This is a genomic window from Pseudomonas sp. LFS044, from assembly GCF_047978245.1.
Lineage (GTDB): Bacteria > Pseudomonadota > Gammaproteobacteria > Pseudomonadales > Pseudomonadaceae > Aquipseudomonas.
The window spans coordinates 1-26,148 of the sequence record NZ_JBFPFX010000033.1; the positions used below are offsets into that span (position 1 = coordinate 1).

At 59.7% G+C, this 26,148-nt stretch carries 19 protein-coding genes and 4 pseudogenes; 6 read left to right on the top strand and 17 right to left on the bottom strand.

What is annotated here, in order from left to right:
• Nucleotides 1-173: 173 nt before the first annotated feature.
• Complete coding sequence (locus ACNQPL_RS22810; RefSeq protein WP_346614583.1) at nt 174-653, bottom strand: NYN domain-containing protein; 480 nt, start codon at nt 651-653, stop codon at nt 174-176.
• A 65-nt stretch (nt 654-718) separates the two neighbouring features.
• Nucleotides 719-1,474, bottom strand: coding sequence for a DUF2076 domain-containing protein (locus ACNQPL_RS22815; protein ID WP_346614584.1), 756 nt, complete (start codon nt 1,472-1,474; stop codon nt 719-721).
• 154 nt (nt 1,475-1,628) lie between these two features.
• Between ACNQPL_RS22815 and ACNQPL_RS22820 the strand changes: the two genes are divergently transcribed.
• Nucleotides 1,629-2,285 carry a YciC family protein gene (locus ACNQPL_RS22820; protein WP_346614585.1) on the top strand — a complete coding sequence of 219 codons (657 nt, stop codon included), beginning with the start codon at nt 1,629-1,631 and terminating at the stop codon, nt 2,283-2,285.
• A gap of 54 nt (nt 2,286-2,339) precedes the next feature.
• Here ACNQPL_RS22820 and hrpB read toward each other — a convergent pair whose 3' ends face one another.
• From hrpB to ACNQPL_RS22865, 9 genes and pseudogenes are all read right to left on the bottom strand, one after another.
• On the bottom strand, nt 2,340-4,874 hold the full coding sequence (hrpB, locus tag ACNQPL_RS22825) for an ATP-dependent helicase HrpB (RefSeq protein ID WP_416467977.1): 2,535 nt from the start codon (nt 4,872-4,874) through the stop codon (nt 2,340-2,342).
• Nucleotides 4,875-4,972: 98 nt separating this feature from the next.
• Nucleotides 4,973-5,395, bottom strand: a complete 423-nt coding sequence (locus ACNQPL_RS22830) for a hypothetical protein (protein WP_416467978.1) — start codon at nt 5,393-5,395, stop codon at nt 4,973-4,975.
• A gap of 51 nt (nt 5,396-5,446) precedes the next feature.
• On the bottom strand, nt 5,447-5,734 hold the full coding sequence (locus ACNQPL_RS22835; RefSeq protein ID WP_416467979.1) for a hypothetical protein: 288 nt from the start codon (nt 5,732-5,734) through the stop codon (nt 5,447-5,449).
• Between the two features lie 310 nt (nt 5,735-6,044).
• Nucleotides 6,045-6,299, bottom strand: a complete 255-nt coding sequence (locus tag ACNQPL_RS22840) for a hypothetical protein (RefSeq protein WP_416467980.1) — start codon at nt 6,297-6,299, stop codon at nt 6,045-6,047.
• Between the two features lie 578 nt (nt 6,300-6,877).
• A complete protein-coding gene (gene qatC / locus ACNQPL_RS22845) occupies nt 6,878-8,146 on the bottom strand; it encodes a Qat anti-phage system QueC-like protein QatC (RefSeq protein ID WP_416467981.1) in 1,269 nt (422 codons plus the stop codon).
• Nucleotides 8,143-9,060, bottom strand: a complete 918-nt coding sequence (qatB, locus tag ACNQPL_RS22850; RefSeq protein ID WP_416467982.1) for a Qat anti-phage system associated protein QatB — start codon at nt 9,058-9,060, stop codon at nt 8,143-8,145. The genes qatC and qatB overlap by 4 nt, the downstream gene beginning before the upstream one ends.
• A complete protein-coding gene (locus ACNQPL_RS22855; RefSeq protein WP_416467983.1) occupies nt 9,041-10,912 on the bottom strand; it encodes a KAP family P-loop NTPase fold protein in 1,872 nt (623 codons plus the stop codon). Before ACNQPL_RS22855 ends, qatB begins: the two co-directional genes overlap by 20 nt.
• 176 nt (nt 10,913-11,088) lie before the next feature.
• Nucleotides 11,089-12,765 (bottom strand): hypothetical protein, encoded by a 1,677-nt coding sequence (locus ACNQPL_RS22860; protein ID WP_416467984.1) that lies wholly within the window; start codon nt 12,763-12,765, stop codon nt 11,089-11,091.
• A 248-nt stretch (nt 12,766-13,013) separates the two neighbouring features.
• Nucleotides 13,014-13,427, bottom strand: a pseudogene (locus ACNQPL_RS22865) (DEAD/DEAH box helicase); the annotation flags it as partial.
• A 117-nt stretch (nt 13,428-13,544) separates the two neighbouring features.
• Here ACNQPL_RS22865 and ACNQPL_RS22870 point away from each other — a divergent pair.
• Nucleotides 13,545-13,964 carry a polyribonucleotide nucleotidyltransferase gene (locus ACNQPL_RS22870; protein ID WP_416467985.1) on the top strand — a complete coding sequence of 140 codons (420 nt, stop codon included), beginning with the start codon at nt 13,545-13,547 and terminating at the stop codon, nt 13,962-13,964.
• 25 nt (nt 13,965-13,989) lie between these two features.
• Nucleotides 13,990-14,858, top strand: a pseudogene (locus ACNQPL_RS22875) (cation diffusion facilitator family transporter).
• A 3-nt stretch (nt 14,859-14,861) separates the two neighbouring features.
• Here ACNQPL_RS22875 and ACNQPL_RS22880 read toward each other — a convergent pair.
• A pseudogene (locus ACNQPL_RS22880) lies at nt 14,862-15,699 on the bottom strand (DUF6515 family protein).
• 124 nt (nt 15,700-15,823) lie between these two features.
• Nucleotides 15,824-17,043 (bottom strand): annotated as a pseudogene (locus ACNQPL_RS22885) (IS3 family transposase).
• Between the two features lie 376 nt (nt 17,044-17,419).
• Here ACNQPL_RS22885 and ACNQPL_RS22890 point away from each other — a divergent pair.
• Together ACNQPL_RS22890 and ACNQPL_RS22895 are read left to right on the top strand one after the other, a co-directional pair.
• Complete coding sequence (locus ACNQPL_RS22890) at nt 17,420-17,896, top strand: Lrp/AsnC family transcriptional regulator (RefSeq protein WP_003249795.1); 477 nt, start codon at nt 17,420-17,422, stop codon at nt 17,894-17,896.
• A 54-nt stretch (nt 17,897-17,950) separates the two neighbouring features.
• Entirely contained in the window at nt 17,951-18,154 is a 204-nt protein-coding gene (locus tag ACNQPL_RS22895; RefSeq protein ID WP_346614590.1) for a DUF2788 domain-containing protein, read from the top strand.
• Here ACNQPL_RS22895 and ACNQPL_RS22900 read toward each other — a convergent pair.
• From ACNQPL_RS22900 to ACNQPL_RS22910, 3 genes are all read right to left on the bottom strand, one after another.
• Nucleotides 18,151-18,783, bottom strand: coding sequence for a pseudouridine synthase (locus ACNQPL_RS22900; RefSeq protein WP_416467986.1), 633 nt, complete (start codon nt 18,781-18,783; stop codon nt 18,151-18,153). The genes ACNQPL_RS22895 and ACNQPL_RS22900 overlap by 4 nt on opposite strands.
• A gap of 6 nt (nt 18,784-18,789) precedes the next feature.
• Nucleotides 18,790-20,253 carry an AMP nucleosidase gene (gene amn / locus ACNQPL_RS22905; RefSeq protein WP_346614592.1) on the bottom strand — a complete coding sequence of 488 codons (1,464 nt, stop codon included), beginning with the start codon at nt 20,251-20,253 and terminating at the stop codon, nt 18,790-18,792.
• 116 nt (nt 20,254-20,369) lie between these two features.
• Nucleotides 20,370-22,022, bottom strand: a complete 1,653-nt coding sequence (locus ACNQPL_RS22910; RefSeq protein ID WP_416467987.1) for an acyl-CoA dehydrogenase family protein — start codon at nt 22,020-22,022, stop codon at nt 20,370-20,372.
• Between the two features lie 263 nt (nt 22,023-22,285).
• On the opposite strand from ACNQPL_RS22910, the gene ACNQPL_RS22915 reads away from it, so the two are divergent.
• Entirely contained in the window at nt 22,286-23,692 is a 1,407-nt protein-coding gene (locus ACNQPL_RS22915) for a PAAR domain-containing protein (RefSeq protein WP_346614594.1), read from the top strand.
• A 449-nt stretch (nt 23,693-24,141) separates the two neighbouring features.
• On the opposite strand, the gene ACNQPL_RS22920 is transcribed toward ACNQPL_RS22915, so the two are convergent.
• On the bottom strand, nt 24,142-26,133 hold the full coding sequence (locus tag ACNQPL_RS22920) for a 7TM diverse intracellular signaling domain-containing protein (RefSeq protein ID WP_416467988.1): 1,992 nt from the start codon (nt 26,131-26,133) through the stop codon (nt 24,142-24,144).
• Nucleotides 26,134-26,148 lie beyond the last annotated feature (15 nt).

The following is a 26,148-nucleotide window of genomic DNA, read 5'->3' on the forward strand; positions in this document are numbered from 1 at the left end:
AGTCATGCGCCAAGGCGGACAACCATGGCCTGACTGGAACGGCGCGTTGCAACAAATGTGGGAGCGGGCTTGCCCCGCGAAGCGCCGCGCGGGCGGCGCTCGATCTCAAGGCCAATGAAAAAACCAAGCCAGGCACCCGCCAGCCCCACCGGCGCCATCAACCACCGGCGCCATCAATGCTTCAACAACAAACGCCCCTCGATCGGCACATACCGACTCGCCGCACGGATCAGCGACATCGCGGTCAACCCTGGCACGCCATACACCACCGCCTCGGCGCCATGGCGCTGGATTACCCGCTCCAGCAACAGATCGAAATCACCATCACCCGACGCCAGCACCACCTGGTCGACGCGGCTGGCTGCATCGATCACATCAAGGGTGATGCCCACATCCCAGTCACCTTTCGCCGAGCCGTCGCTGCGCTGAATGAACGGTTTGAGGCGCACGTCGAAACCCAGGTTGCGCAGGATCTGCTGAAACTGCTGCTGCTTGCTGTCACCACGGTCGATGGCATAGGCCACGGCTTCGACGATCTCGCCCTCGCGGCTGACCTCGTTCCACAGCGCGGTGTAGTTGAAGTGGCAGCCGTGGGCTTGGCGCACGGTGTAGTAGAGGTTTTGCACATCGGCGAACAGTGCGATTTTCTTCACTACATACCCTCGGCTGAAAGGGGCGCGAAGCGCCCCCCAAAAAGGCCTGCAGTATGCCAGACCGATCAGACGAAGGTGTCGTCGTCCGAGAAGAACCCGCCATCATCGTTGCCATAGTCGGTGTCGGCAAAGCCACCCTGGTCATTGCCCCAGCCACCGTTGTCGGCCACCTGCGGCTGCGCACCCTGGTCCTGCCAACCGCCGCTATCGCTGGCCGGCGCAGGCTCTTCCTTGATCACTTCAACCACCTCCTCCGGCTGCGAATGGTGGTTGAACAGGCTGCTGACACCTTGCGCCAACAGTACGCCACCGGCCACGCCGGCCGCAGTCTGCATCGCACCGCCCAGGAAACTGCTGGCACCGCCACGGGCAGGCGCGGCGGCAAAGCCGGGTTGCGCGGCCTGCGGCTGGGAAAAGCCCGGCGCGCTCGGCTCACGCCAACCGCCGCCAGAGGCAGCTGGAGCGGGCGGCCGCTGTAGCTGCTGGGGTTGTGGGGCAGGCTCCGGGTTGCGCGCACCCGAGCCAAAGATGCTGGACAGGAAGCCGCCGCCGCTGTTGTTGCCGCTGGCGCGGGGTGCTTCGGCCTGGGCGCGGGCCTGCTTGAGCTCGGCTTGCAGTTGTTTGTTCTGCTCGTCCAGGCGCTTGAGCGCGGCCTCCTGCACCAGGATCGCCTGGGCCATGTAGTAAGGCGCCGCAGGCTGCTGACGCAGGTGCTCCTCGATACGCGCCTGCGCCTGCGCGTCACGCGGCTGGCTCGGGTCTTCGGCTTGCTTGATGCGGCCGAACAGGCCGTCGATCAGGGTTTGTTCTTCGGAATTCATGGGCTACCTCATGGGGAAGCGGGACGTCGGACGTGTCAAAGATGGGGCGCGCGGGCAAAGGATTCAATCACCCGGCCGGTGAAACTTTTTTCAGCAAGTGACTGCTCTGGGCTAAAGTTAGGCCCCTGCTTTTACTGCCATGCGATGTTGACTGATGAATCCGCTGAGCGTTCTGCGCGACTCCCTGCACTTCTTCCGCCACCACCTGACCAGCATCATTGCCCTGTGCTTGCCGCTGGTAGTGCTCGAGGCCCTATTGACCCAACTGCTGAACCGGCAGATGGCCGACCAGGCCTCGCCTGCCTACGGCATGCTGGTAAGCCTGCTGTTCTACCCGCTGTACAGCGCGGCGCTGATCCTCTACCTCGACACCCGCAGCAATGGCCAGGATATTTCCAGGCGCGACCTGTTCGCCCGCGCCGTGCAGTTGTGGCCGCAGCTGGCGCTGCTGCTGCTGATCAGTTCGCTGCTGATCATGGCCGGCCTGGCGTTATTAATCGTGCCGGGCGTGTGGATCATGATCAACCTGGTGTTCGCCGAGTACCTGCTGGTGCTGCGCGGCCTTCCGGTGGTGCAGGCGATGCGCGAAAGCGCGCGCATGACCACCGGGCATTTCATGCGCATCTTGATCTGCGTGGTCAGCGTACTGGCACCGATCTGGCTGATCGAGGGGCTGCTGCTGATGGCCTTCCCGGAACCGGCGCCTGGTGTGGTGCTGGCGATCAACAGCCTGAGCGGTTTCCTGCAGCTGTTCAGTACCGTGGTGCTGTATCGCCTGTTCATGTTGCTGGAGACAGAAGCCACCGCTTGAGCACCCCGCAACCTGCCGCCGCGGTTCTTGCGAAAGCGCCTGAGCTGCGTCGGTTCAGGTACCACGCGGTTTGGCACGCGCGGTCGCCTCGGCCACCAGCGGGTCTTCGGGCCAGTAGTGCTTCGGGTACCGCCCTTTCAAGTCTTTTTTCACCTCGGCATAGGTGGTGCGCCAGAAGTTGCCCAAGTCTTGGGTAACCTGCACCGGACGGCGTGCCGGTGACAGAAGATGCAGCTTGAGCACCTGCCGACCATTCGCTATGCGTGGTGTTTCGGCCTGCCCAAACATCTCCTGCAATCTCACAGCAAGGACTGGCGGGCGTTCGCAGTAATCAATTCGGATGTTCGACCCGGACGGTACCGGTACCGTTTGGGGCGTCTGGGCCTCTAGCTGCTGAGGAAGCGGCCAAGGCAGTAGGTTTCGCAAGATGGAGGACAGGTCTAGCTGACCAAAATGACTCAGACGAGTCACCTTGCCAACGTACGGGCCCAACCACTCTTCCAGAGACTGGCGCAAAGCCTCATCACGCAGGTCAGGCCACTCACTCAAGTTCCCAGCTTCCTCATCAAGCACGCGCAGCAGTTCCACCCTCGCCTGCCACTGTCGAAGCTCGGGCGTCCAAGGCAAAAGCTCCAATCCTTTGCGACGAACGAAGTTGAGCAACGCCTGTACACGGGCCTCATCGCTCAGGTCGGACAACGGCGCGCGGGACAAAATCAGCTCCCCTACTTTCACTTGCCGCTCAGCGCGCAAAGCACCTTCACGCTCATCCCAGTCGAGCTCGTCCACCTGGATAACCTGCTCTTTCAGAACAGTGTCGAACAGCGCTTCATCCAGATCGGCGGCCAGGTAGATCCGCTCCTCACGCTGACCCTGACGGCTACCCAAATCGGCGATCACCAGCCAGGGATGCTTCATCAAAGCATCAGTCTCGGTGAACATCGCTGCACGACCATTAGCCAAGCGATACTCAGCCCCACCAGCACGACGCTGTTGTGCAACACGATCCGGGTACGCCAAGGCAAGCAAGCAGCCTACCCACCTCGGGTGGTCGGGATCAGCGACTGGTTGCCATGCTGAGCCGCGCAAGTATGACCGGTATTGCCTCGCGAGTTGCTTCGCGCGTTGAGCACCACCTTGCTCGCCGCGTTGTGCTCTCTGTTCACCAGACAAGATGCCCAAACGGCTGTGAAGGTCAGCACCAACACCGCGCTGAATATCGCGCTCTCCGAGCAATGCAGCAATGTTGCTCGCAGTCTCTGTCAGACCTAGCTCATGGCCACGCAGAAGCAGATGCGCAATTCGTGGATGACTTGGCAGCTCCGCCATGGCTTGGCCATGCTTGGTCAACTGCCCATCTGATTGGAGTGCACCGAGGCGACGCAGTAAGTCGTTGGCTTGGGAGTAAGCAGCTGCGGGCGGAGCATCAAGCCACTTTAGGTCGCCTGGATGGACACCCCATCGAGCGAGCTGCAGCGCAAGGCCGGTGAGATCCGCTTGCTGAATTTCTGGGGTGCTGAAGGCGGCTACTTGATCGTGCTGCGCCTCAGACCATAACCGATAGCAGATGCCTGGTTCGAGTCGTCCCGCACGCCCGGCGCGTTGGGTAGCACTGGCTTTGGATATTCGCTGAGTGTCCAAACGAGTCATCCCGCTTCGAGGATCAAAGCGCGGAACACGCTCCAACCCTGCGTCGATCACAACTCGCACTCCGTCGATCGTCACACTGGTCTCAGCGATGTTAGTAGCCAGTACAACCTTCCGCTTTCCCGCCGGTGGAGGATCGATCGCAGCGCGTTGTTGATTCAGGTCGAGCTCGCCGTGTAGAGGGCAAATCAGAACGTCACGCTGAAGTGATGGAGAGTTACTCAGAGCATCTTCCAAACCCGTCACCACTCGACGAATCTCCGCTTGGCCCGGCAGAAATACCAAGACGCTGCCGGTCTGTTCAGCGAGCGCATCCAAGCACGCGCTGATGACCCGTGGCTCGATGTATTCGCCAAGCTGCTGTGGCTTGCTCCAGATAGTAGTGACCGGGAACATGCGTCCTTCGCTCGTCACGATCGGTGCGTCATCCAGCAGGCGGGACAACCTTTCCCCTTCGAGCGTCGCCGACATCAACAGCACTTTGAGGGGAGCGTCGTCCCGGAAAAGCTCGCGACCATTCAGCGTCAGTGCCAGGGCGAGATCGGCATCCAGGTTTCTCAGGTGAAATTCGTCGAAGATCACCAAGCCGACACCCTCGAGCGAGGGATCGCTCTGCAGGCGACGTGTGAGAATTCCCTCAGTCACCACCTCGATCCGCGTCTTCGGCCCGACCTTGGTGTCGAGGCGGATCCGATAGCCCACGGTCTCGCCAACCCTCTCACCGAGCTCGCTGGCCATACGCTCTGCAGCTGCGCGCGCAGCAAGACGACGTGGTTCGAGCATGATGATCGTTTGGCCCTGCAGCCAGGGCTCATCGAGCAGGGCGAGTGGGACGCGAGTCGTCTTACCGGCGCCGGGCGGTGCTTGAAGCACCACTTCATTTCGCTCTTGGAGGGCTTCAAGAAGGGCCGGCAGCGCGGCATTGATTGGCAACGAACTCATGTGTACTCCTGCGACAGACGCGCAGTATACAAAGGTTCGTCAGGTCACGGATCTGTGTAGCGGATAGCTGGCCAAACCGGGCCGCTACCCGCCATTCTTCAGTTGCTGAAGAGACCTTTAGCCAGATCCAAAATCCCGCCCGAAACGAACAGACCAATAATGATCTGCTTGTACTCGGCGAAGAAGCTCCACTCAGTCAGCCCACAGCCAACCCCGAGAAGAATGCTCGTCATGAGCACGAATCGCCACGTGGGAGCGAAAATTTTGATGAGGTTTGCGAGCGAAGTGTGCTCGATGAACTCATCAACATGCTTATTGTAAGCACGCCCCAGGATGACCGCAGTCACAAGCAGCACCCCGGCCAACCCCAGAGCTAACCACTGAGTTAGCGGAACAAAAAACAGCGCGCCACTTCCTACAAAAAGCCATTTTCCAAGCGTGGCCAGCTTCTGGCTGTAATCCTTCGCGACCTGGTCAAACCACCAAGGCATACGCGGATCGAAAAACGGTGCATCCAACATGCGCTTCCCCATAGATCTCATGACTATCGTGAAAGGTACTGGCTAGCAGACCTACCAGCGCAGGTCAGCCTTGACCGCCTTATAGAGATCCGCTCGAGAAGTCATGGTGCTGAGTTGAGGTGCCTTGAGGGCTTCCTCTGCGGCACGGATATTTGCCCCTCCGGACTTGCCATGGTCATTCATCAACTTCTCGATGAAGTCAGCGACCTCATAGCCCTCGTCCTTGTCGACCTTAGCTCGGTCAAGTGGGCCGGCGTACGTCCCATCCCCTTCATCGCGCTTCCAGGTGTATTTGTACTTCTGCTGCTGCAGATCCGAATGCTTCACCGTTACTGCCATGTCCTGCCTCCTCGGCTTCGAGATTTCTACGCGCAGCAAACCGCTGCATAAACTCCAGAGGTCGACACTCCAAAACAAGGAGCGTCGGCCCTCTCCAATGGTTAGCTGGTATGGCAGAGCGAGGAGCAGAACCGGCAGCCATTGGACTGCGGGTACGTCACCCGGGCCTGACGAACAGCAGTCAAGCACGAGGTGTGCTCGCCCAAATCTTGGCGGTTGTAGATCGAAGGGAGGAAGGTGCAGCTACCGGTGTGCACTTCATGATCACCGTTGGCTTGCGCGTTTCTGTTCACGTAATAACGAGCCATGGTCAGTTACCCCGCTCTTTGTTGGACTGAGCGAGCACCGAAGCTGCCAACGTTTTGGTAGTCGCGTTGTACTTGTCGCTTTCCAGCACGCGACCAGCAACCGCTTCCATCTCAGCACTGGTCTGCTTACCAGATGACGATTGGGACATGGCAGAAGCTGCCAGCTGCTTCTGGATAGCAGAGGCGTTCGAGTCACGCAGGGTTTCAGATGCCAGGGTGGCAACCTTCGGGGACGTTTCTTTCGTGTTTTTAGACATAGCAGGGAGTACTCCACAGTCTTGAATCGAGATTCAGGCGGGAGCACGTTGAGCAGAAACCTCTGGTAGAGCGTTGACACCCTCCCCTGGTTATCTCTAAATGCGCATCCCACCGCTTTCATGAGCGGTATCGGGTGGCAGGTTCATGCGTTGTGTCTGCAAACGTTGCGCATGTGCCTGCTAGCTTTTTCGATTCCGCTTCAGCCGCCAAAACCCAAGATATAGTGGGCTCTTTACGACCTAGCTACAAGATAAGGGGCTATTTCGAGACGCGCAAGTTGATGGGGTGTGGATAACTTGTGCGCAAACTGTGTCTTGGATCCCATCCTTGTACTGTACGCATGCACAGCCCGCATGGGACAAGGGTTCCAGCGTTTCAATCTTGATTTATCTTGTTACAAATAACTTTTTTCTTTATCAAACCGCCCTGTTTCCCGGCACTGAGCGACGCAATCTGGCAGGATTTTGCGCCGATGCAGCATGCGCATTTCTAGTGGCGCCCCCTCTCGGGCAAGTCGACACCCCATCCGCGAGGCGTCGACTAGCATTGCTTTTTGCTGGGCTTAGCGATGAGACATTTAGCTGAGCTTGTAGGCTTTGTGCAGACGGCCAAGCTCGTCTAAACCTCTGGCAAGCATTGCGCTGTAACCAGCTCGATCCTGGATAAAGGGAGAGAACAGACTGTGCCCAAGCCAGTGCTCAAATCCCTCGTGGGCAACATTGGCCAACGCCATGCCGACAGACCGTACGTCCTCAAACTTCCCATGCTGCAGATCATCCAGGCTCAGGTTGTCGTAGACGTACTGGGTGTCATCTCGTATCGCAGACCATTGTTTGAAGGAGGCGCGCCGCACCTGGCAAGGCACACACCGACCGCAGTGCTTGTATCCGAAACGCTGGAATCGTCCGCAACTTGTTGAAGCCACAGCATGCTCTTTGAGCAGCCCTTGGTTTCGGCATGCAGCGAGCATTTCACCCTTGGTCATCAGGGCATAGGGATTTCGAATCTGCACATTGATGCCAGCAGCATCGAGGATTTGTTGAAGCCGTCCAAGGTATTCAGGATGGGCTGTACGCGTGCTCAGGCTACCGAGCCTGGACATCGTCAATGGAGGGTTGATTGCAATGAAGCCGTTCTCACAGATGTAGAGCGGCACAGTCTGGCCCCGGTGATAACGGTCAAGCGATGTCCCCACCGCCAAACCAAACGCCAAGAAGATTATCGAACGAGCACGCTGCGAAGGCTCCTGCTGCCCGGGTGATTTCGTGACATGGTTAAGGCCAAGTCGCTCCAAGCCCAAACTCTTGGCGAAGCGATCCTGCTTTTCTCCATCACCCCTTACGATCTGGCTCACCGCATATGGCTTCACACCTTGCTCAACCAAATCGATAGCACCGATCAAGCTGTCCAAGCCACCCGACAGAAGCACGACAGAGTCTTCGCTAGGATGCAGAGCCTGCAGCTGCGCAGGTGGCCCGAATCCACCCGCATGGAATGTGAGCGTCCAACGATCCGTGGTGAGAAAGCGCAAAGCTCCTTCAAGCGCTCGAGCTTGAGTATTCCAGAACACCGGATCTTGAACGGCAATCTCTAGATCAATCACACGCGTCCAAGCATCAGCGCTTTTTGCACGGAGAGCAGTGAAGTCTGCTGCGACTACCGCAAGCGCAATGCTCAGGAAATCCCAAGCTCGGGGATCGATCTCCAGGTGGGCTTTCTCAAGAAGCTCGCGAGCATACCCTCCGACACTCACCTGCCCTTTCTCTGCCTTACCGTAGATCACTACCTGCATGGCATCGTTGACACCCGGCACCCTGAAGTCGGCTGGGCCACATACGAACTTCATTCTACGTACCCCTCAAACACTTCAAAGGTGTCCTGCAATGCCTGGCTGACCACCTGCGAAATCCGGCCCGTTGTCAGCCGCGCCCCAGTTGCCGCAATCTTACGGAACGACGCAGAGACACACTCTTTGATGTAGTCCTTGATTTCCTTCAAGCGGCGTACAGCTACGGTTGCCGACTTAGCCTTCTCTTGAATGGTTTTACCGAGGTCGAGCTCATATCGATGGAACACATCCATCGCTGTGTAACGCTCGATCACAAATGCCCGCTGCTCCGTCGAAAGGTTGAGCAGGTCAGCATCCGGATAACGTACGAGAACGTCAGAAAGGGAGCCGCGAATGGATGCTCGCTCAGCTTCTGCATCTTGAGTACCGTCTACCGGACGCACCGCCTCAACTAGCGCATCCATCACCTCCGAAGGTGAACGCCCTTGCCACATAGCGGGATCGAGCACACCTGGTGCGGCCTGGTTGGCAGCATCAGCAACGGATTCAAGTGCAGCACCCAGAGCGCCGGCGACCGAGGCAGTGCCACCGAATCGCGCAGTGGTTGTTTTAGACCCACCGTAGCCCTGACGCACATAGTCGCGAAGGCTTTTGCGCAGGCTGCGCCGATCACCGTTGCTCGCATAGTCACCTAGACCACGCCGTGCACCACCAAATCGCCCGGGTGGCGCTATTGGCTGCGGCGCTTGCGGCACCTGCCGTGGTTCATCACTACCCTCTTCTCCATCGTCGGTTGCCTCCTGATCTGGATCAGGAGGGCCTTCATCTGGTGGGCCACACTCCGGATCGGTCGGATCTAACGGCTCGGGAGGAGCAGGCGGCTGAGGCGGCACCGGAGGCAATGGCGGCGTCCAAGGTGGTACGTATGGCGTGCCCTTCCCAGGCCCGTCGTTATTTTGTGACGTTCCCATTCAACTTCCTTATCGCAGTTTTTACCGGCATGCCGACGTCGGCACTCAGCCAGAAATCGCAGACCGATTTCGCCCATGCTTCATCGCTCAATTTAGGCACGATTCCGGCCTGAATCTGCGCAGGTGGACGCTCCTTCAAAAATGCAGCCAGCCGAAGCCCTTGTTGCGCATCAAGCCTTCCAACAACCAGCATCGCTTCAAGAATGTCTGGCACACCCCATTCCTGTTCTCCACCTGCTTTGTCCAGCAAGCGATCCATAACAACGTTGATCTCAACAGGTGCAAGGGCTCCCAGGCGCTCCTTCAGCTGAGGCGCCATCTCAGGCATCTCAAGCAGAGCCGTCAACAACTCCGCTGCTTCGGAGGACAGTCGATCTTCATCAGTAATGATCGGCGCATGCTCACGGCTCACGTAGATCGCGCCACGAAGATCTTTGTCTGCCAACGCGGGTGGCAGAGCCAACCACTCTTTCACAAAGGGCTGATCCCAAGGCTGGGATAGAGCTAGGTTTTTGCCTTTGTCTATATGGTCTTCCCAGTCTCGAAGCATGGCCGGCTTCCCGTATTTGTCGGTAGCCACTGCCTTCATCAGCTCTTCGTAGGCCTTCGGGTTACCGCTGCGCTCAAACAGCATCAGCTTCACCAGCACCGCTTCATCAACACCTACGCCTTGGGCACGAGAGATGCTCATGCGGATGGCCAGCGCGTTGAGGAAGCGCTTAATGAGTCGCGGGTTGCCTTGAATACCTGAAGCAGAAGTCATGACTGCTGCCAAGCGCTCGGCAGTGTCGAACTTGCCAATCAGTTCGGAGGGGTATTCTTTGTACAAGCCCTGCATGAAGGCTCGATCTACACGATTGCCCTGCCAGGTCGTACGAAGCTGGCCGCGTACCTTTAGCCGGATATCCTCGAGCACCTCTTTTGGCAACGCACTGTTCTCAAGGAACAGCATCATCATGTACGCCCTCACCTCCTGGGTACCCAGTGGAGGAACACGAATAGGCACCTGAATCAGCTTGTCGAAGTAGCTGGTGACCAAGAAATCATCCGGTACGCCGCTGAAGTGCTTTCGCACCGCGTGCTTGATCATCTCGTTATCGGCGGCGATCACAAACGCCGTGTTGCGCAGGAACAGGAATAGGCGGATAGCTTCAAGTGTGGAAATCGTGGTCTCGGGAAGGCAACGATCCAGATCATCTATGAGCACCACCAGCGTGACGCCCAACTCGTCGAGGATGTCTTCAAAGTTATCCCTGAGGGCTTGGATCTCTTTCGGTGGGGATTTCCTGGGAGGTGCGCTACGGAACAACTTTTCCGCCTCACCTTTCGCCTCTTCGGCGGCCTCGTGTACCGCCTCAATTGCGTCTTGATCGATCCCACCAGAACGGACTCGGTCGTACAGTCCTACTACATCGTTTATCAAGCCAGGCGCTGGAATGCCTGTTGCGAGGGATACGATGCCATTACCGGCAAGCTTGGCGACACGCAGCCAATTCACACGCGCGGTGAGATCAGCAACTTTTTCTAAACCTTTTCTACGGGCCTTCGCCTCAGCTTCCAGCTGCGATGCGATCACGTCCATCAGCGCTGCGCGTGCATCGTCGTAACCTTGATACAGCCAGGCATTGAACTCAACGAACACGAAGTCTTTGGCCGGCTTTTCACCTGGCTCGGGCGGGTTTTTCAAAGAGGCCTGGATCAGCTTGATCATCGACGACTTGCCGGCGCCCCAGGCACCAGAGACGCCGATGGAAATCGGACGGCCGTTGGCTGAGTAGATAATCTCAGCAACCGTGTCTGCTACCCCTGAGAAATTGAGGAAGTCAGTATCCGTCTCGTTATCAACCCACATGGCGACCCTCCCTGGAAGTCTTGGCGTGAAGCAACTCCGGCCAATAGTAGCCGTCGCGCTTGGCAACTGGCCACTACAACCGGCACGACTTATGCGGGAGGTGATCGTCTGTCGCGAGCTTGCATGTGCTCCGCTCGCCTAAAGGGGTCAGCCAGGCTGAAGGGACTCTGGTGAGATCAGTCAATTACTGCCGGTAGCTCTGATCCATCCCAGTCGTCCAAAACAGTCCACGCTTCGCCAGGCTGCAGTTGAACCACAACACTCGTCTCAGGAGTCGCGTGAATCTCAACCCTTGGCTCACCGCGCTCTTCGACGTCGCTGAAGTAGAGCGCTTCAACGCCCGTATAAATGTACTCCCTCCTTGGCGCCCGTATAACCGTCCCAAACAGCCCGAACACCAACGAGTCTTCTTGCGCCAGCTTGATCTGAGAAGAACAACCTCTGGACTGAGCACGCTCCATCGCACCAGGTTCGTACTCATTCAGTACCCCTGAGCAAACAAAACCAGAGGTCTGCTGCGTATGGACGGGGCCAGCTAAAAGCTTCACGTACTTCTTCAGCTCTTTATAAAGCTCATAGTCGAAGTCGAGCTCATTCAGCAGCACAGGCCTACCACACTGCTCAGCGATCTTGCGTGCCACGTCTATATAGAGAATCACCCACTGCAACTGGGCGTGGAACTCATCCGAGACCGTGCTCGATTTTGAGTCAAACGCTGCAGCATTGCTGCCAACCTCCAGCTCAAACACCAGCCTTCCCTTGTCCATCAGCTGGGCTGCTTTCAACAGTCGAGAAAAACGAGGCAGCTCGAGTATGTTTTTCCCCTTCCAAGACTCAACGTTGAATGACAGATCAAACTGATGATCCTGGCCCTCATGCGAGCAATGGGCTTTGACCGCGATGAAGCCCTCCAAGGCCGAGCCCTCGAAGACTGTTCGTAAAGTGCCGGAGGTGTAGTAGCAGGTGAATGACTCAAGGAACACTTCGCTCCCGTTATCCGTGCGGATGTAGAGATTGGCTACGATCGGCTTCTTGACCCCGCCGATAATCAGCACCCCTTGGCCACCATCATTGGCTCTCTGCTGAATAGCGTCAAAGAGTTTGGAACCCTTGAGCTCAAAATGCTTGCCGGGGATCCTAAGCTCCCTGCCTTCTTCAACAAACGCCTTCTGCGCCGCCCAGAAGTCATCCAGCTTATCGAGGTTCTGCAAAACCAAGTCGATGCTGACCTTGTCTTGAGCCGCCTGAATCACATGCGTGTAGTGATTTCCGCTTTTGTTCACTTCAACAGTGAAGCGCGAATCGAGGTTTTCCAGGTTAGATTCGTAGCCCTTCACTATCTCCGCTACAGGTGTATCCAGCGGGTCGTTAGCTCGATTCACGAAGCGATGGAGCAGATCTACCGAGCCTTGCTCTGCAGCGACCTTCACTTCCTTTTCGGTGAAGCTTTTCTGGTTCAGTAACGAGTTGGATCTAGCTTCCGCATCGCGCTTCCACTGAAGTAAGGTTTCGACGCTAAAGGCAGAGTCGTCTGCATCGATCAACCTTGAATGTGTCTGGCACATCCAGATGCCGTTATCGAAGTGCCTGCGCTGTTCTGAGGTTTGCTTTTCATCGTACCTCGGGCCACCTGGGGCAGCAGCTTTGATGTGGCATGCGACACCAACGTTTACTGTGCCTCCTCCGTTTAATTTCGCACCATGAGTGTGTACGTGACAGCCTGGGTATGAACATACATTTCCAGCACTGTCGCGAATCTTCTGCGGTGTTGATCCCACGAAGTCGTCACGCTTTGGTTTGGCTTCGGCTTTCTTCTCAGCGCTAGTTTTTGGCTTAGCTTTCGACCCGCTCATGCACTATCCCGGTGATGAATTTGGATGTGCTGATCATGCTTGGAAATTGAGGTGATTGCGATTGCGGTGATGGGGGTGGGGGTGGGGGGGACGGGTAGCTTGGTGACTGAGGAGGCTGGTGCGTTCTGAGGGCTGGAACTGGAGGGACGGTGAAGGCAGGGGGTGAAGCAAGAGCAGGAGCAGGAGCAGGAGCAGGAGCAGGAGCAGGAGCATCAAAGCCTTGTGGGCTTTGACTGAAAAGCGTGACAAGCCAAAGCTGAAGAATGACCGATCAGCAAAACGTGATACTCCTCGAAAATCAGCAGCCCCACGCCTTCAAGCGCAGGGTCGGCCTGCAAGCGGCGGGTCAAGATGCCTTCGGTGACCACTTCGATACGGGTCTTCGGCCCGACTTTGCTGTCCAGGCGGATGCGGTAGCCCACGGTTTCGCCGACCTTTTCGCCCAGCTCGCTGGCCAGCCGTTCCGCCGCCGCGCGCGCCGCCAACCGGCGAGGCTCGAGCATCAGAATGGTCTGCCCGGCCAGCCAGCCTTCGTTCAACAGCGCCAGCGGCACACGGGTGGTCTTGCCGGCGCCGGGGGGTGCCTCGAGCACCGCTTCATCACGGTTTTCCAGTGCTTGGCGCAAGGCCGGCAAAACGGCATCGATTGGTAAAGAAATCATGGTGGTCCTCGAACAGTGACGCGAGTATAACGGCGAACCCAGCCTGCTCTATCATGGTCTTATCATCAGGTGCTGGCGCATCGCCCACCCTGTTGCACACCTTCTTCGGAGATTTAAATGCGCATCCCATCCCGCGTCATCGGTGGCGCCCTCATCGCCACCCTGCTGACCCAGCTGACGGCCTGCGGCACGCTGTTCTACCCTGACCGCCGCGGGCAGATCGAAGGCAAGGTCGACCCGGTCATCGTCGCCCTCGATGCCATCGGCATTCTGTTCTACGTGATCCCCGGCCTGATCGCTTTTGGCGTCGACTTCGCCACCGGTGCCATCTACTACCCCGGCGGTACAACGGCGCAAGTAGCGCCGGAAAAACTGCGCGAAGCCGTGTCGCCCGATGGCAAGGTCGACAACCTCAAGCTGCAGGCTATTCTCGAAAGCGAACTGGGCCAGCGCCTGCCGCTGGACGACCCGCGCCTGATCCAGCACCGCGGCAGCGTCGAGCAGTTGGCGGCATTGGGCATGGTGCCGGCAGCCTGAACCCCGCAAGGAAGCCACCCACGGCATGACCACCTCGGCTGAACACCAGCGCCTGTTACGCCTGGCCACCCGGGCGTCCCTGGCGGTCGCCTGCATCCTGGTACTCAGCAAGGCCGTGGCCTGGTGGTTGAGTGGGTCGGTCAGCCTGCTGGCCGGGCTGACCGATTCGGCACTGGATGCCGTTGCCTCGTTCCTCAACTTGCTCGCCGTCCACTACGCGTTGCGCCCGGCGGACGACGACCACCGCTACGGCCACGGCAAGGCCGAGGCCCTGGCCGGCATGGCGCAAGCGCTGTTCATCGGTGTGAGTGCGGTGCTAATCGGGGTACAAGCGGTGGAGCGCCTGCAATCACCGCAGCCGCTGGGCGACACTGGCGTCGGTATCGGCGTGATGCTGTTGTCGCTGGTGCTGACCATCGGCTTATGGCGCTGCAACGCAAGGTCATCCGTGCGACTGGCTCGACAGCCGTCCGCGCAGACTCGCTGCACTACCGCTCCGACCTGCTGCTCAACGGCAGCATCCTGCTGGCCTTGCTGTTGGCACGCTTCGGCTGGCCACAGCTGGATGCGCTGTTCGGCCTGGGTATCGCGCTGTACATCCTCTGGAGCGCGCTGCAGATTGCCCGGGAAAGCACGGCAATCCTGATGGACAAGGAGCTGCCCGGCGACATCGGCGAAGGCATGGTCAAGCTGGTGCTCGGCATTCCGGGAGTGCAGGGCGTGCACGACCTGCGCACACGGGTCTCGGGCAACCAGTGGTTCGTTCAATTGCACCTTGAGCTGCCCGGCCAGTTGCCGCTGCACGATGCACACGCCCTGTGTGTACAGGCTTCGCAGGTGATCCGCCAGCGTTATCCGAAGGCGGATGTGATGGTGCACGCCGACCCGGTGTGAGGTTCAGTTGATGCTGTAGCCGCGACCACTGAAACAAGCCCCCAGCGCTCGACGATAGGTGTCTGCCACATTGCCCGGCGGTGCGTAAGTTGCCGTGGCCGGGTCGAACCCGGACTGGCTCACCGCCCAGCGATGGCACTGGTAGCGGTCCTGGTCTTGCTGCTGTTCGCCCTGCCCGTTCATCGGGTAGGCCACCACGTCATAAGCGTTGCCTGCGGGTGCTGGGGCGGCCGGTTGCGGGGCGACTGCGGGCGGGCTGACCACCACGTATTGCTGGCTGTCGGCCAGGTATTGGTAGTAGGTCGGCGACCAGGAAGAACAACGCGCCGCCCAGCCAGACTTCGCGGGCATAGGGCGGCAGATAACCCACCCGCACACCGTAGGGCGGGGTTACCACGATGTAGCTGCCACCGTGCGGGCGGTACCAGTAGCCACCGGAATAGAAATAGTCCTCGCCACGGTACGGCACTTTCCAGTAACGGTCGGGGAAATGGTCGACGCTGTGCCCAGGGCGGTATTGCGGCCCCGGCCCCCACCCATTGCCGTGACCATCCGGCCGCCCTTGCCAGTCGCCGCCTGGCCGTTGGCCGGGGCCGCCCGCCTGCCAGTGACGGTTGTCGCCATTTTGCCGAGGTATATCCTGGTAATAGCCCTGCCGCGCAGGCTGGGTCTGACGCACTTCGTCACGCGAGTTGAGCGGCGAACGCCCTTCGCCTGCGCCATTGGGGTCTTGCCGGCCATTGCTGCCATGCCCCTCGTCCGGGCCCTGGGCCATGGCGCCCCAGCTGATGCTCAAACCCAGCAAACCAACACCTGCCAACTGCCAGATGCGCGACTTCATGGTGTCCCTCACGGTTAGAAAACGGCACGCTGCCAGTCTACCGCGCCTGTAACCGGCGGGCAGATGAAATCGCGGTGTCTAGTCCTGAAATAGGTTTACATCTGTTCAGGTAGGCCGACAGGCCTCAAAACGCCCGATGCACAGCATCGGGCGTTTTGTTTTTCAGGGCCATATGAGGCCGTTCTGTGTTGTAGATCTGCACTGCCTCGTCAACCATCTGTCTCGCTTGCTCCAGATCTGCAGGACTACTCAACAGCAGCTCCATCTTGAGGATTCCGTTGATTCGCTCGGCCAGCGCGTTCTGGTAGCAGTCATACCCATCGGTCATGGAGCACTGGACGCCGTGCCGTTGATGCAGTGACTGGTATAGAGCCGAGCAGTATTGGATGCCTCGATCCGAATGGTGGACTAATGGCTGGCGATGACGTCGCTTGCGCAATGCCTACTTGAAAGCTTGCGCCACCGATTCCGCATGCAGGCTTTCATGGACGTGGTGGCCAACGATTTTCCTTGAGTACGCATCCGTTATCAGGCTCAGGTATAGCGGGCCGTTACGTGCGGGCAGGTAAGTAATGTCGGCCACCCAGACGTGTTCCGGCCTTGTCGGAACAATCTGGCTTGGCCCAGGCTTGAGTAAGTTGGGATGGCGGTAGAAGCGATGAAAGCTTTGTGTTGTCTTGTGGTAGGCCCGCTTAGGCAGTACGAGCAAACGGCGCTCTCCCAAGACCTGGAACAGCCTATCTCGGCCGACCTGGAATCGTCTGTCAGGTTGGCAATTCAGCAGATAGTGCAGCTTGCGGGTACCCAGACGGGGCTGGCGCATTCGGACTTGCTGTACAAACTCAACCACCCGGTCTGCCTGGCGTTCTTTGCCATCAGCGGCTCGGTTGCGTTTGTAGTATGCCTGTCGACTGATGCCTAGAAACTGACAAGCCCTGGCAATGCTCAGTCCTGCGACTTGGCCTTGCGAGAGGACTTGCCGGATCGCTTTTTTACGACCGAAACACCATAGTCATTTTTCAGAACATCAACGACCGTCTCGAAGAACTGGGCCTTCTGGCTCATCAGCTCAAGCTGCTGCTCAAGCTCTTTGATCCGCTGCTCTGGAGTGAGCGGTTTGGGGTCAGACATCGCGCAGCTCCTCTCGACTCGGATCGATGCCCCTTGGCTCCAATCCTGCCGACCGTGCTTACGCAACCATACCAGAACCGTCGACCGGCCCTGGATGCCATACCGTTCCTGGGCCTGGCCGTAGGTCATCTCGCCTTTTTCAATCTGATCAACCACCGCCAATTTAAAAGACAGTGAGTAATCTCGCTGTGTGCGCTTTACACCTTGCTCCATCTGACTCTCCGGAAATTCGGGATGGGAGGTGTAAACCTTATTCAGGACGGGACACGGACATGAAAAAAGGGAGGCCATTGGGCCTCCCTTCGAGAATTGTCGTCCGTGCTCGGCACTTGTGGCGCCGGCTCACCTCACACCGTCTTCTGGAAGGTGTGTAGCCCGGGGGCCTGGCGCATCCTGTTGGATGGCTGGCCGCGACCGCCCGCCTAGGGCGCGTCGCCGTGGACTGATGTCCGGGCAGTGATTCTGTTGATAAAGATACCGGTGTGGCGCCGGCAGCGGATTGCGAAGATTGCTCAGATAAATAGCACTTGCGCAATTTTTAACCCTGGATTGATAATTAACCGCAATCTGAACAGAAAAGGCCTTTTCCATGAGCAAGCTGGACCGCTACGACCTGAGCATCCTCGCCGAACTGCAGCGCGATGCGCGCATCTCCAACCAGGAGCTGGCCGAACGCATCGGCTTGTCGCCATCGCCGTGCTCACGTCGGGTCAAGCAACTGGAAGACGATGGCTATATCTCGCGCCAGGTCGCCCTGCTCGATCGCAAGAAGCTCGGCCTGAGCCTGACGGCTTACGTGCTGATCGGCATGGACCGGCACACGCCGGAGCGTTTCGAGACGTTCGAGGCGGCCATCCGCAACCTGCCACAGGTGCTCGAATGCAGCCTGGTGACGGGTATGGACGCCGACTACCAGCTCAAGGTGGTGGTGCCGGACATGGACCACTACCAGAAACTGCTACTGGGCAGCCTGACCCGGATCGAAGGCGTCACCAGTGTGCGTTCGAGTTTCGTGCTGAACCAGGTGCTGGCGAGCACCGAGCTACCTTTGACCCACCTTCGTTAAATGCGCGTGCGGCCCGGCGTATAATCGCCAGCCCAGCCTGCCCGGAGAACACCGATGGATCCCGCCGTATTCGAAGAATGGATGATGATCATCCTGGTCACCGTGTTGATCGGTTTCATGGGCTTCATCGTCTGGGACCTGGCGAAAAAGTCCAAGGCCGGACGGTTTGGCACCTTGATCCTGTTCTGCGTGCTGGGGCTGGGCGTGCTGGCCTTCATCATCAAGAGCGTGGTGGTGGGGTTTCTCGAAGGGGTTTAAAGCTTGGCTGCAACCTCGCGCCAGCACCCCTGCTCCAACCCATCCAGCGACCAGTTGCCAATCCGCACACGCACCAGGCGCAGGGTCGGCAGCCCTACCGCCGCCGTCATACGCCGCACCTGGCGGTTACGCCCCTCGCGAATCACCAGCTCCAGCCAGCTGGTCGGCACGCTCTTGCGAAACCGCACTGGCGGGTTGCGCGGCCATAGCGCCGGCTCATCAAGGCGCCGTGCTTCGGCCGGCAGCGTCGGGCCGTCGTTGAGCTCGACACCGTCACGCAGCCGCTGCAACTGCTCATCGCTCGGCTCGCCCTCCACCTGCACCCAATAGGTTTTCGCCAGCTTGTGCCTGGGGTCGGCAATTCGGGCTTGCAAACCGCCATCGTTGGTCAGCAGCAGCAGGCCCTCACTGTCACGGTCCAGCCGCCCTGCCGGGTAGACACCCGGGATATCGATAAAGTCCTTGAGCGTCGCGCGCCCGTCGCCGTCGCTGAACTGGGTCAGCACATCGAACGGCTTGTTGAACAGGATCAGGCGTGGCTCCGCTGGTGGCGCCTTGGGCTGGCGACGTGGGCCGGCGGCAGGCCGCGCCTGGGGGCGGCGCGGCTTGGAACGGGGTGGCAGTGGCATGGATCCTCAGCGGAACGGCGGCTCATCGAAGCTGCGCAGTTTACGCGAGTGCAACGAATTGAGCTCGGTACGCAGCAAATCGAGGGCGGCGATGCCGATCTTCAGGTGCTGGCTGACCGCACGGTTGTAGAAGGCGTTGGCCGAACCCGGCAGCTTGATTTCGCTGTGCAGCGGCTTGTCGGACACGCACAGCAAAGTGCCGTATGGCACACGCAGGCGATAGCCCTGGGCTGCGATGGTGCCGCTTTCCATGTCTACCGCCACGGCGCGCGACAAGTTGATCAGCGGGCGCTCCTGGGCCCAGCGCAGCTCCCAGTTACGGTCGTCGTAGGTCAGCACGGTGCCGGTGCGCAGGCGCTTTTTCAGCTCCTCGCCACGTTCGCCGGTCACCTGCGCGGCCGCCTCCTGCAGCGCCAGTTGCACCTCGGCCAAGGCCGGAATGGGGATATTCGGCGGCACTACGCGGTCGAGGATACCGTCACGGCGCATGTAGGCGTGCGCCAGCACATAGTCGCCGATGGTCTGCGACTGACGCAGGCCGCCACAGTGGCCGATCATCAGCCAGCAGTGCGGGCGCAGCACCGCCAGGTGGTCGGTGATGTTCTTGGCGTTGGACGGGCCGACGCCAATATTGACCAGTGTCACGCCATCGCCGTCGGCGGCGATCAGGTGGTAGGCCGGCATCTGGTAGCGGTGCCAGACCACGCTGGCCACCAAGGCCTGCGCTTCGCCGTGGTCCATGCCCTTCTCGATCGCCACATTGCCCGGCAACACCATGCGCACGAAGCGCGGGTCTTCACGCAGCTGCTCCAGGCCGTGGCTGATGAACTGGTCGACATAGCGATGGTAGTTGGTGAGCAGGATCCACGGCTGCATATGGCGCCAGTCGCTGCCGGTGTAGTGCACCAGGCGGCGCAGCGAGAAGTCCACGCGGGCGGCATCGAACAGCGCCAGCGGCAGGGTTTCGGCACTGCCCCAGTCGCACAGGCCATCGGCGATGTTATCGGTCGCGGCCGACAGGTCGGTGCTGGGGAATACCCGCGCCAGCTCGGCGGCGGTGATGCCGCTGCCGGCCAGTTCGTCACCCTGGTCGACCACATACGGGTAGGGAATATTCTGTTCGCTGACACCGACTTCGACGGTCACCGTGTAGTCGTGCATCAACGGGCGCAACTGCTCGAGCAGGTAGCCACGAAATGCCGCCGGCTGGGTAACGGTGACGCTGTAGGTGCCGGCCACCTGGACCTTGGCATAGGCGCGGGTGGTGGCGGCGACTTCGCCGTGGCTGTAATAGGTCAGGCGCAGCGCCGGGTAGCGGTACACGGCGCGCTCGTCGGCGTCCGGCTCGGTGCGGTCTTTCAGGTAACGCTTGAGGGCCAGGCTGAGGGCCCCGGTGGCCTGTTCATGCAGGGCCGCCAGACGGTCGACGGCCTGTTCGGGAGTATCAACGACTACAAAGGCGTGGCTCACACTGTGCTTCCTGTCTGGACATGCATGTCAGCCATCTTGCCTGCCTTCGCCGCTAAAAACACCCCCATCGATCGGTGCTGCCGCCATTCGCGGGCAAGCCCGCTCCTACGCTGAACTCAGCTCGGCCAGGCAGGTGTCGCTCGCGCTACCAACGCCGTGACGTCCGCCCCGCGTGGCAGCGCACCGTATGCACGCCCGCCACCTGCCAGGCGGCTGCCGATGAACGCGTCGCTGACCGCCGCGTTACCCGCTTCGAGCAACAGTTTGGCCTGCAGGGCCAGGGCGATATCTTCGGTCAACTGGCGAGCGCGGTACTGGATATCGCTGGTATCGGCAAAAGCCCCTTTGAGGTTGCCGATGTGCGCGGCCAGGCGCGGGTCGCCATGGCCATCGCCCAACTCGGTGAACAGCGCATCGAGCACGCCCGGCTCCTTGGACAACGCCCGTAGCACGTCCAGGCATTGAACGTTGCCAGAGCCTTCCCAGGTCGAATTGACCGGCGCTTCGCGGTACAGCCTGGGCAGGATGCTGTCTTCTACATACCCGGCACCGCCCAGGCATTCGGCGGCTTCGTTGATCATGGCCGGCGCGCGCTTGCAGATCCAGTACTTGCCCACGGCGGTGACCAACCGGGCGAAGTGTGCTTGCTGCGGGTCATCGAGCTGTTCCAGGGCCTGGCCCATGCGCAGGCTCAAGGCCAGCGCCGCCTCGCTTTCCAGGGCCAGGTCGGCCAGTACGTTCTGCATCAGCGGCTGCTCGCTCAGCACCCGGCCACCGACCTTGCGGTGGGCACAGTGGTGGGTGGCCTGGGTCAAGGCCTGGCGCATCAGGGCGCTGGACCCGACCATGCAGTCGAAGCGGGTCATCGCTACCATCTCGATGATGGTCGGAACACCCCGCCCCTCCTCGCCGATCATCCAGGCCAGGGCGCCACGGAATTCCACTTCGCTGGAAGCGTTGGAGCTGTTGCCGAGCTTGTTTTTCAGGCGCTGGATGTAGAACTGGTTGCGGTTGTCATCCGGGCGATGGCGTGGCAACAGGAAGCAGCTCAGGCCTTTGTCGGTCTGGGCCAGGGTGAGGAAGGCATCGCACATCGGCGCCGAGCAGAACCACTTGTGCCCGACCAGCTCGTAGGGCTGGCCCGGCCCTGGGCTGCCGACCGGGTACGCGCGGGTGGTGTTGGCGCGCACGTCGGTGCCGCCCTGCTTTTCGGTCATGGCCATGCCGATGGTCACCCCGGCCTTGTGCCGGTCGCCGACATTGCGCGGGTCGTACTCGCGGGCGAGGATCTTCGGCAGCCAGTATTGGGCAAGCTCGGGTTGCAGCCTGAGCGCGGGGACGGCGGCAAAGGTCATGGTCAGCGGGCAGCCGGTGCCCGCTTCGGCCTGGCTGTGCAGGTAGGTCATCGACGCCCGGGCCACGTGCGCGCCGGGGCGGGGCTCGGCCCAGGGCAACGAAGGCAGGCCGTGCTCGACAGCGGTGCGCATCAGCTCATGGTAGGCGGGGTGGAATTCCACCAGGTCGATGCGACGGCCATAGCGGTCATGGCTGCTGAATTCCGGTTTGTGCGCGTTGGCCAGAAAGCCTGCGGCCATCAGCGGCCCGCCGGCCAAGGCACCGTAGGCGTCGATCCGCGACTCGGCCCAACCGGCCCCGCAACGCCGCGACCACTCTTGCAGCGGCAGGTCGAGGCGGTACAGGTTGGCGCCGTCGAGGGACGGCGGCTGGTTGGTGACTTCGTGGGTTTCAGCGTACTGGTGCAGGTTCATCGGGAACTCCTGGGGCCGGGTAGGGCTGAGAGTTCCAGTGAAGCACTCACTGGGAGGGAGTCAAAGTGACAATAATGACTAAACATGTGACTTGGGTTGCGTCGGGGAAGGTTTAAGCCGCGATAACGCCAGCCTGCTTAACAGGAAATATGACATCCAACTCTTCATCTCTTGTAGGACCTTTCCCAAACCTTCCTTATCGTGAAAAAAATTGCCTCCAGGCTGCTACGTTCAGGCTTCCATCTTCACAGCCGAGGTGAGACATGAGCCAGCGCATTAACATCTTTGGCCGAGGCCAAGGACTGGATGGCGACGAAACCACCAGCGGCGCCATCTGCATCGCCAGCCAAGCCCGTGGCCGGGTCCACGGCAGCTACTGGCTGCTACAAGGTGACAAGACGACCTTCTGTCCGCGCTGCGGGGTAGAAGGCACCATAATTGAAGGCGAGCCCCGCTGGCGGCAGAACAACATACCGACCGCCGTTGATGGCGCCTTGGTTAAATGCGCCTGCCCACTGGGCAGCAATCGCGTGGTTGCCCCGCTGGGCCGAGGTCCCGCCCCTCGCCACACATCAGCACCCGCTGCGGTTTATGAAACGCCCCCACAATTCCGTCCCCATCCGTCCGTAGGGGATTCCTACCAGCCCCACTCCTTGCAACCATCGGCTGGACCGCAAGCTATGGAGCCTGGTTTCTTCATCGTGCCGCAGTGCATGACGTATCAGGAAGTGCTGATCGAACTCGGTGCACCGCGGGCCAAGCTGCCACGGTCGATACTGGAGAGGCTGAACCCGACGCATCATTTGGGTTTCAAAGCTGGGGAGATCTTCGTCATTGGTGATGGACTTAGTCGCCCGGTTTGTACTCAGGAAGAATTGTATGCCATGAGTGCGGCGAAACAGGCGAGGGAAGCATTGGCGAGTCTTACGCCTGAAGAAGCCGAGTTCATGATGAAGCATCAAGCTGAAATCGCAGGGTTGCTTAGCGATGTGAGCCTGGCGATGGGCGTGGGCCAGGCGATGATGGAAAAGGCGCTGGATGAGCTGACTACTACGCTGCGCAAGATTGAGACGCTCCACCAGCAGCAATTCACCCTTCATGGCCATCTTCAAAGCAACGAGTTCTTTGTCGAGCGCAGGAGACTGTTCAAGCAACTGGATGCACAGTTGAGAATGACGTTTCTCAACAAACACCTGGACCTGGGCAGATATGAAGCTTTGCGCCGAGATTTGGGAATATCCAGCAGGAGCTTGGTGCATCATTGGAGCAAAGCCGGCGCTCCTGGACAGATCCCAGGCTATTCGACGCATCTGAACAAGCTGGTGGCTCTGTCAAAATATCTGAAAGCCGGAGGAAACGTCGGAATTGCGCTAGGTGGGATTGGCTCGGCACTTACAATATACGAGGCCTGCCAATCGGAAAATCCAGGCAACTGCAAAAAAACCCAATTCACTGAGATAGGTAATTTTTCAGTCGGCCTCGCAGGAGGAATTGCAGGAGCAAAAGCTGGCGGCGCGATTGCAATTTCGGCCTGCTGGGCAGCCGGCCCAGGCACTCCTGTATGTTCGTTAGTTGTGACGGGATTAGCCGCCCTGGCCGGGAGTTTGGGTGGTATGAAGGCTGGTGAAATAATGGGCGAAGCGATTTACCAGGTTGTTTACGATGAGTGATAAGTTAAGCGCGTCCATTACCATAGTATCGCTAAGCCCCGCAATGATCGCATTTGCAGTCGGGCTTACACTCGACCTGCAGTTAGCCAGCACTCGAAATTTTCACTTGATAATCTCGTCACTACAAAGAAGCCAATGCTTGAGCACCATTAGAACAACCTGGGGAAACTATGGAACAACCTCCAAACTTCTTGTAATCTTTCAATTATGTGGGGCTATGGCGCTTTGTGAACAGTCCATAAAAAAAGGATTATTAGACGCGACGGACGTTTTGGAATTCCCAAAACACATGAGACGTAAGATGGTGCTATCTGCTTGGCTGGGCTGGCTGTCTTTTGCTTGGTTGATGGTGAGCGCAATAGTTTTTTGAACGGTCACCTGAACGGTCAAATACTCCGGCCAGGAGAAATCGTAATGCAGCCCCTTGCAGGGGCTACACCACTGTGCCGTTAGAGCCGAGAGATTCCCGACACAACCCTGCCCGGCGGCACCTGCACCTGCGAGACCGCCACATTGAGGCTCAATTCGAACCGGCTGCCCAGCCCGCGCGTCGACTCATGCACCAGCTTGCCACCCAGCACATCCGCCATCTGCCGACAGATCGACAGGCCGATGCCCAGCCCGCCATAGCGCCGGGTCATCGAACCATCGACCTGGAAGAAGCGCTGGTAGAGGATCGCCTGGTCCAGGTCATCGAAGCCGATACCGCTGTCACTGATGGTGAAGGTCAGCGCCAGGTTGTCCGGCCCCACGCGCCGGCCACGGACCTGCACCACCACCCCGCCCTGGTGGGTGAACTTGAGGCCGTTGTCGACCAGGCAACCCAGGCAACGCATCAGCTTCTGGGCATCGCCAAGCAACTCGTCTGGCAGTTCGGCAGGGATGTCCAGGCTCAGGTACAGCCCCTTGCCCAGGGCAGTTCCGGCGTAGCCCGCGCGTAAATCCTGGAGGGTGCGACGCAAGCTGAACGGCGCAGGCTGCGCGCGCAGGCGGCCGGCCTGCAATTCGGTGAGGGTGAGGATATCGTCGACCATATCCATCATGTTCTGCGACGACGCCACCGCTGTGCGGTGGTACTGGGCCATCTCGGCGCTCAAGGGCAACGTCTGCATCAGCTCCAGCGAACCGATCACACCATTCATCGGCGTGCGCAATTCGTGAGTGACCGTTGCGAGGAATTCGTCCTTGAGGAGGTTGCTCCTGGCCAGTTGCTGGTTCAGTTGCTCCAATGTCCGCCCGGTATCGCGCAGGGTCTGCGCCTGCTGTTCGCGCATGCTGTTGATGCGGTCAGCCAGGGCCAGCGACAACAGCGCCACTTCCAGCGCCGAACCGAGCTGGCTGGCGTACATGGTAATGAACACATTAGGCAGGTAACCCAGCACCATCAGGGTATTGACCAGCCCGCCGAGCAAGAACGCCGTCCAGGCGATGATGAACCAGCGCGCCACGCGCAAGCCGCGGGACCACGCGTACAACCCGGCAGTAAAGATGCTCACGGTGAACAACAGCGCCAGCACCGTGGCCATGCGCAAGGCAATGCCGTAAGGCATGCTCACTGCCAGCAGCATCACCACCACACCACCCAGCATCAGCAGTTGCAGCAGGCGGTCCAGGCCACGGCTGACCTTGCCCAGGCGCAGGAAATGGCGGGCGAACTGGCAGCCGAACACGCCCGCCGCCCCGATGAACAGCGGTGTTGCAGCATTGGCCCACCAGGGGCTGTCCGGCCAGAAGTACGCCACTCCGGCGCCATTGACCGACACCTGGTACAGGCCGAACGAGGCGATGTAGAGGATGTAATAGAGGTAACTGACATCGCGCACGCTGAGGAAGATGAACAGGTTATAAACCAGCATCACCAACAATACGCCGTAGATGATCCCCAGCACGTACAGCCGGGTAGGCTGATCTTCCATGTACGCCTCGGCAGACCACAGTGCCAGCGGCGCCTGCACGGAGCCCTGGCTGTGCAGGCGCAAGTACACGGTGGCGGCCTGGCCGGGTTGCAGGGGCAATTCGAACAGATAGTTGTTCTGGCGGATCTGGCGGCTGGCGTAGGGCAAGGCGTCGCCGGTGCGTTGGGCGAGGCGGTAGCCGCCGTCGGCACCCTGCAGGTAAAGCTCGAGGTGATCCAGCGGCGGGTAGGCCAGTTCCAGTAACCACTGGCGGGGTGTAGCGTCTGCCGAGGCCAGGTACCGCAGGTCGATCTTCAACCAGAACACCGAGGTCGAATACCCGGCGTTCAACACCTCCTCACGGTGCGCACGAAAACGGCTGGCGAATGCGGGCGCGGAAACCTGGGCAATGCTGGCGCTGCCATCGCGGTCCTCATAGACCTGCATGACCTTGCCCAGTGGAAGGTGCCGGGTGGCATCGTCGAAATCGACCGCAGCGGCCAGCATGGGCAAGTAGCCCAGAAGCAAAATCAGCAAATAGCGCATACAGCCCCAGCATGG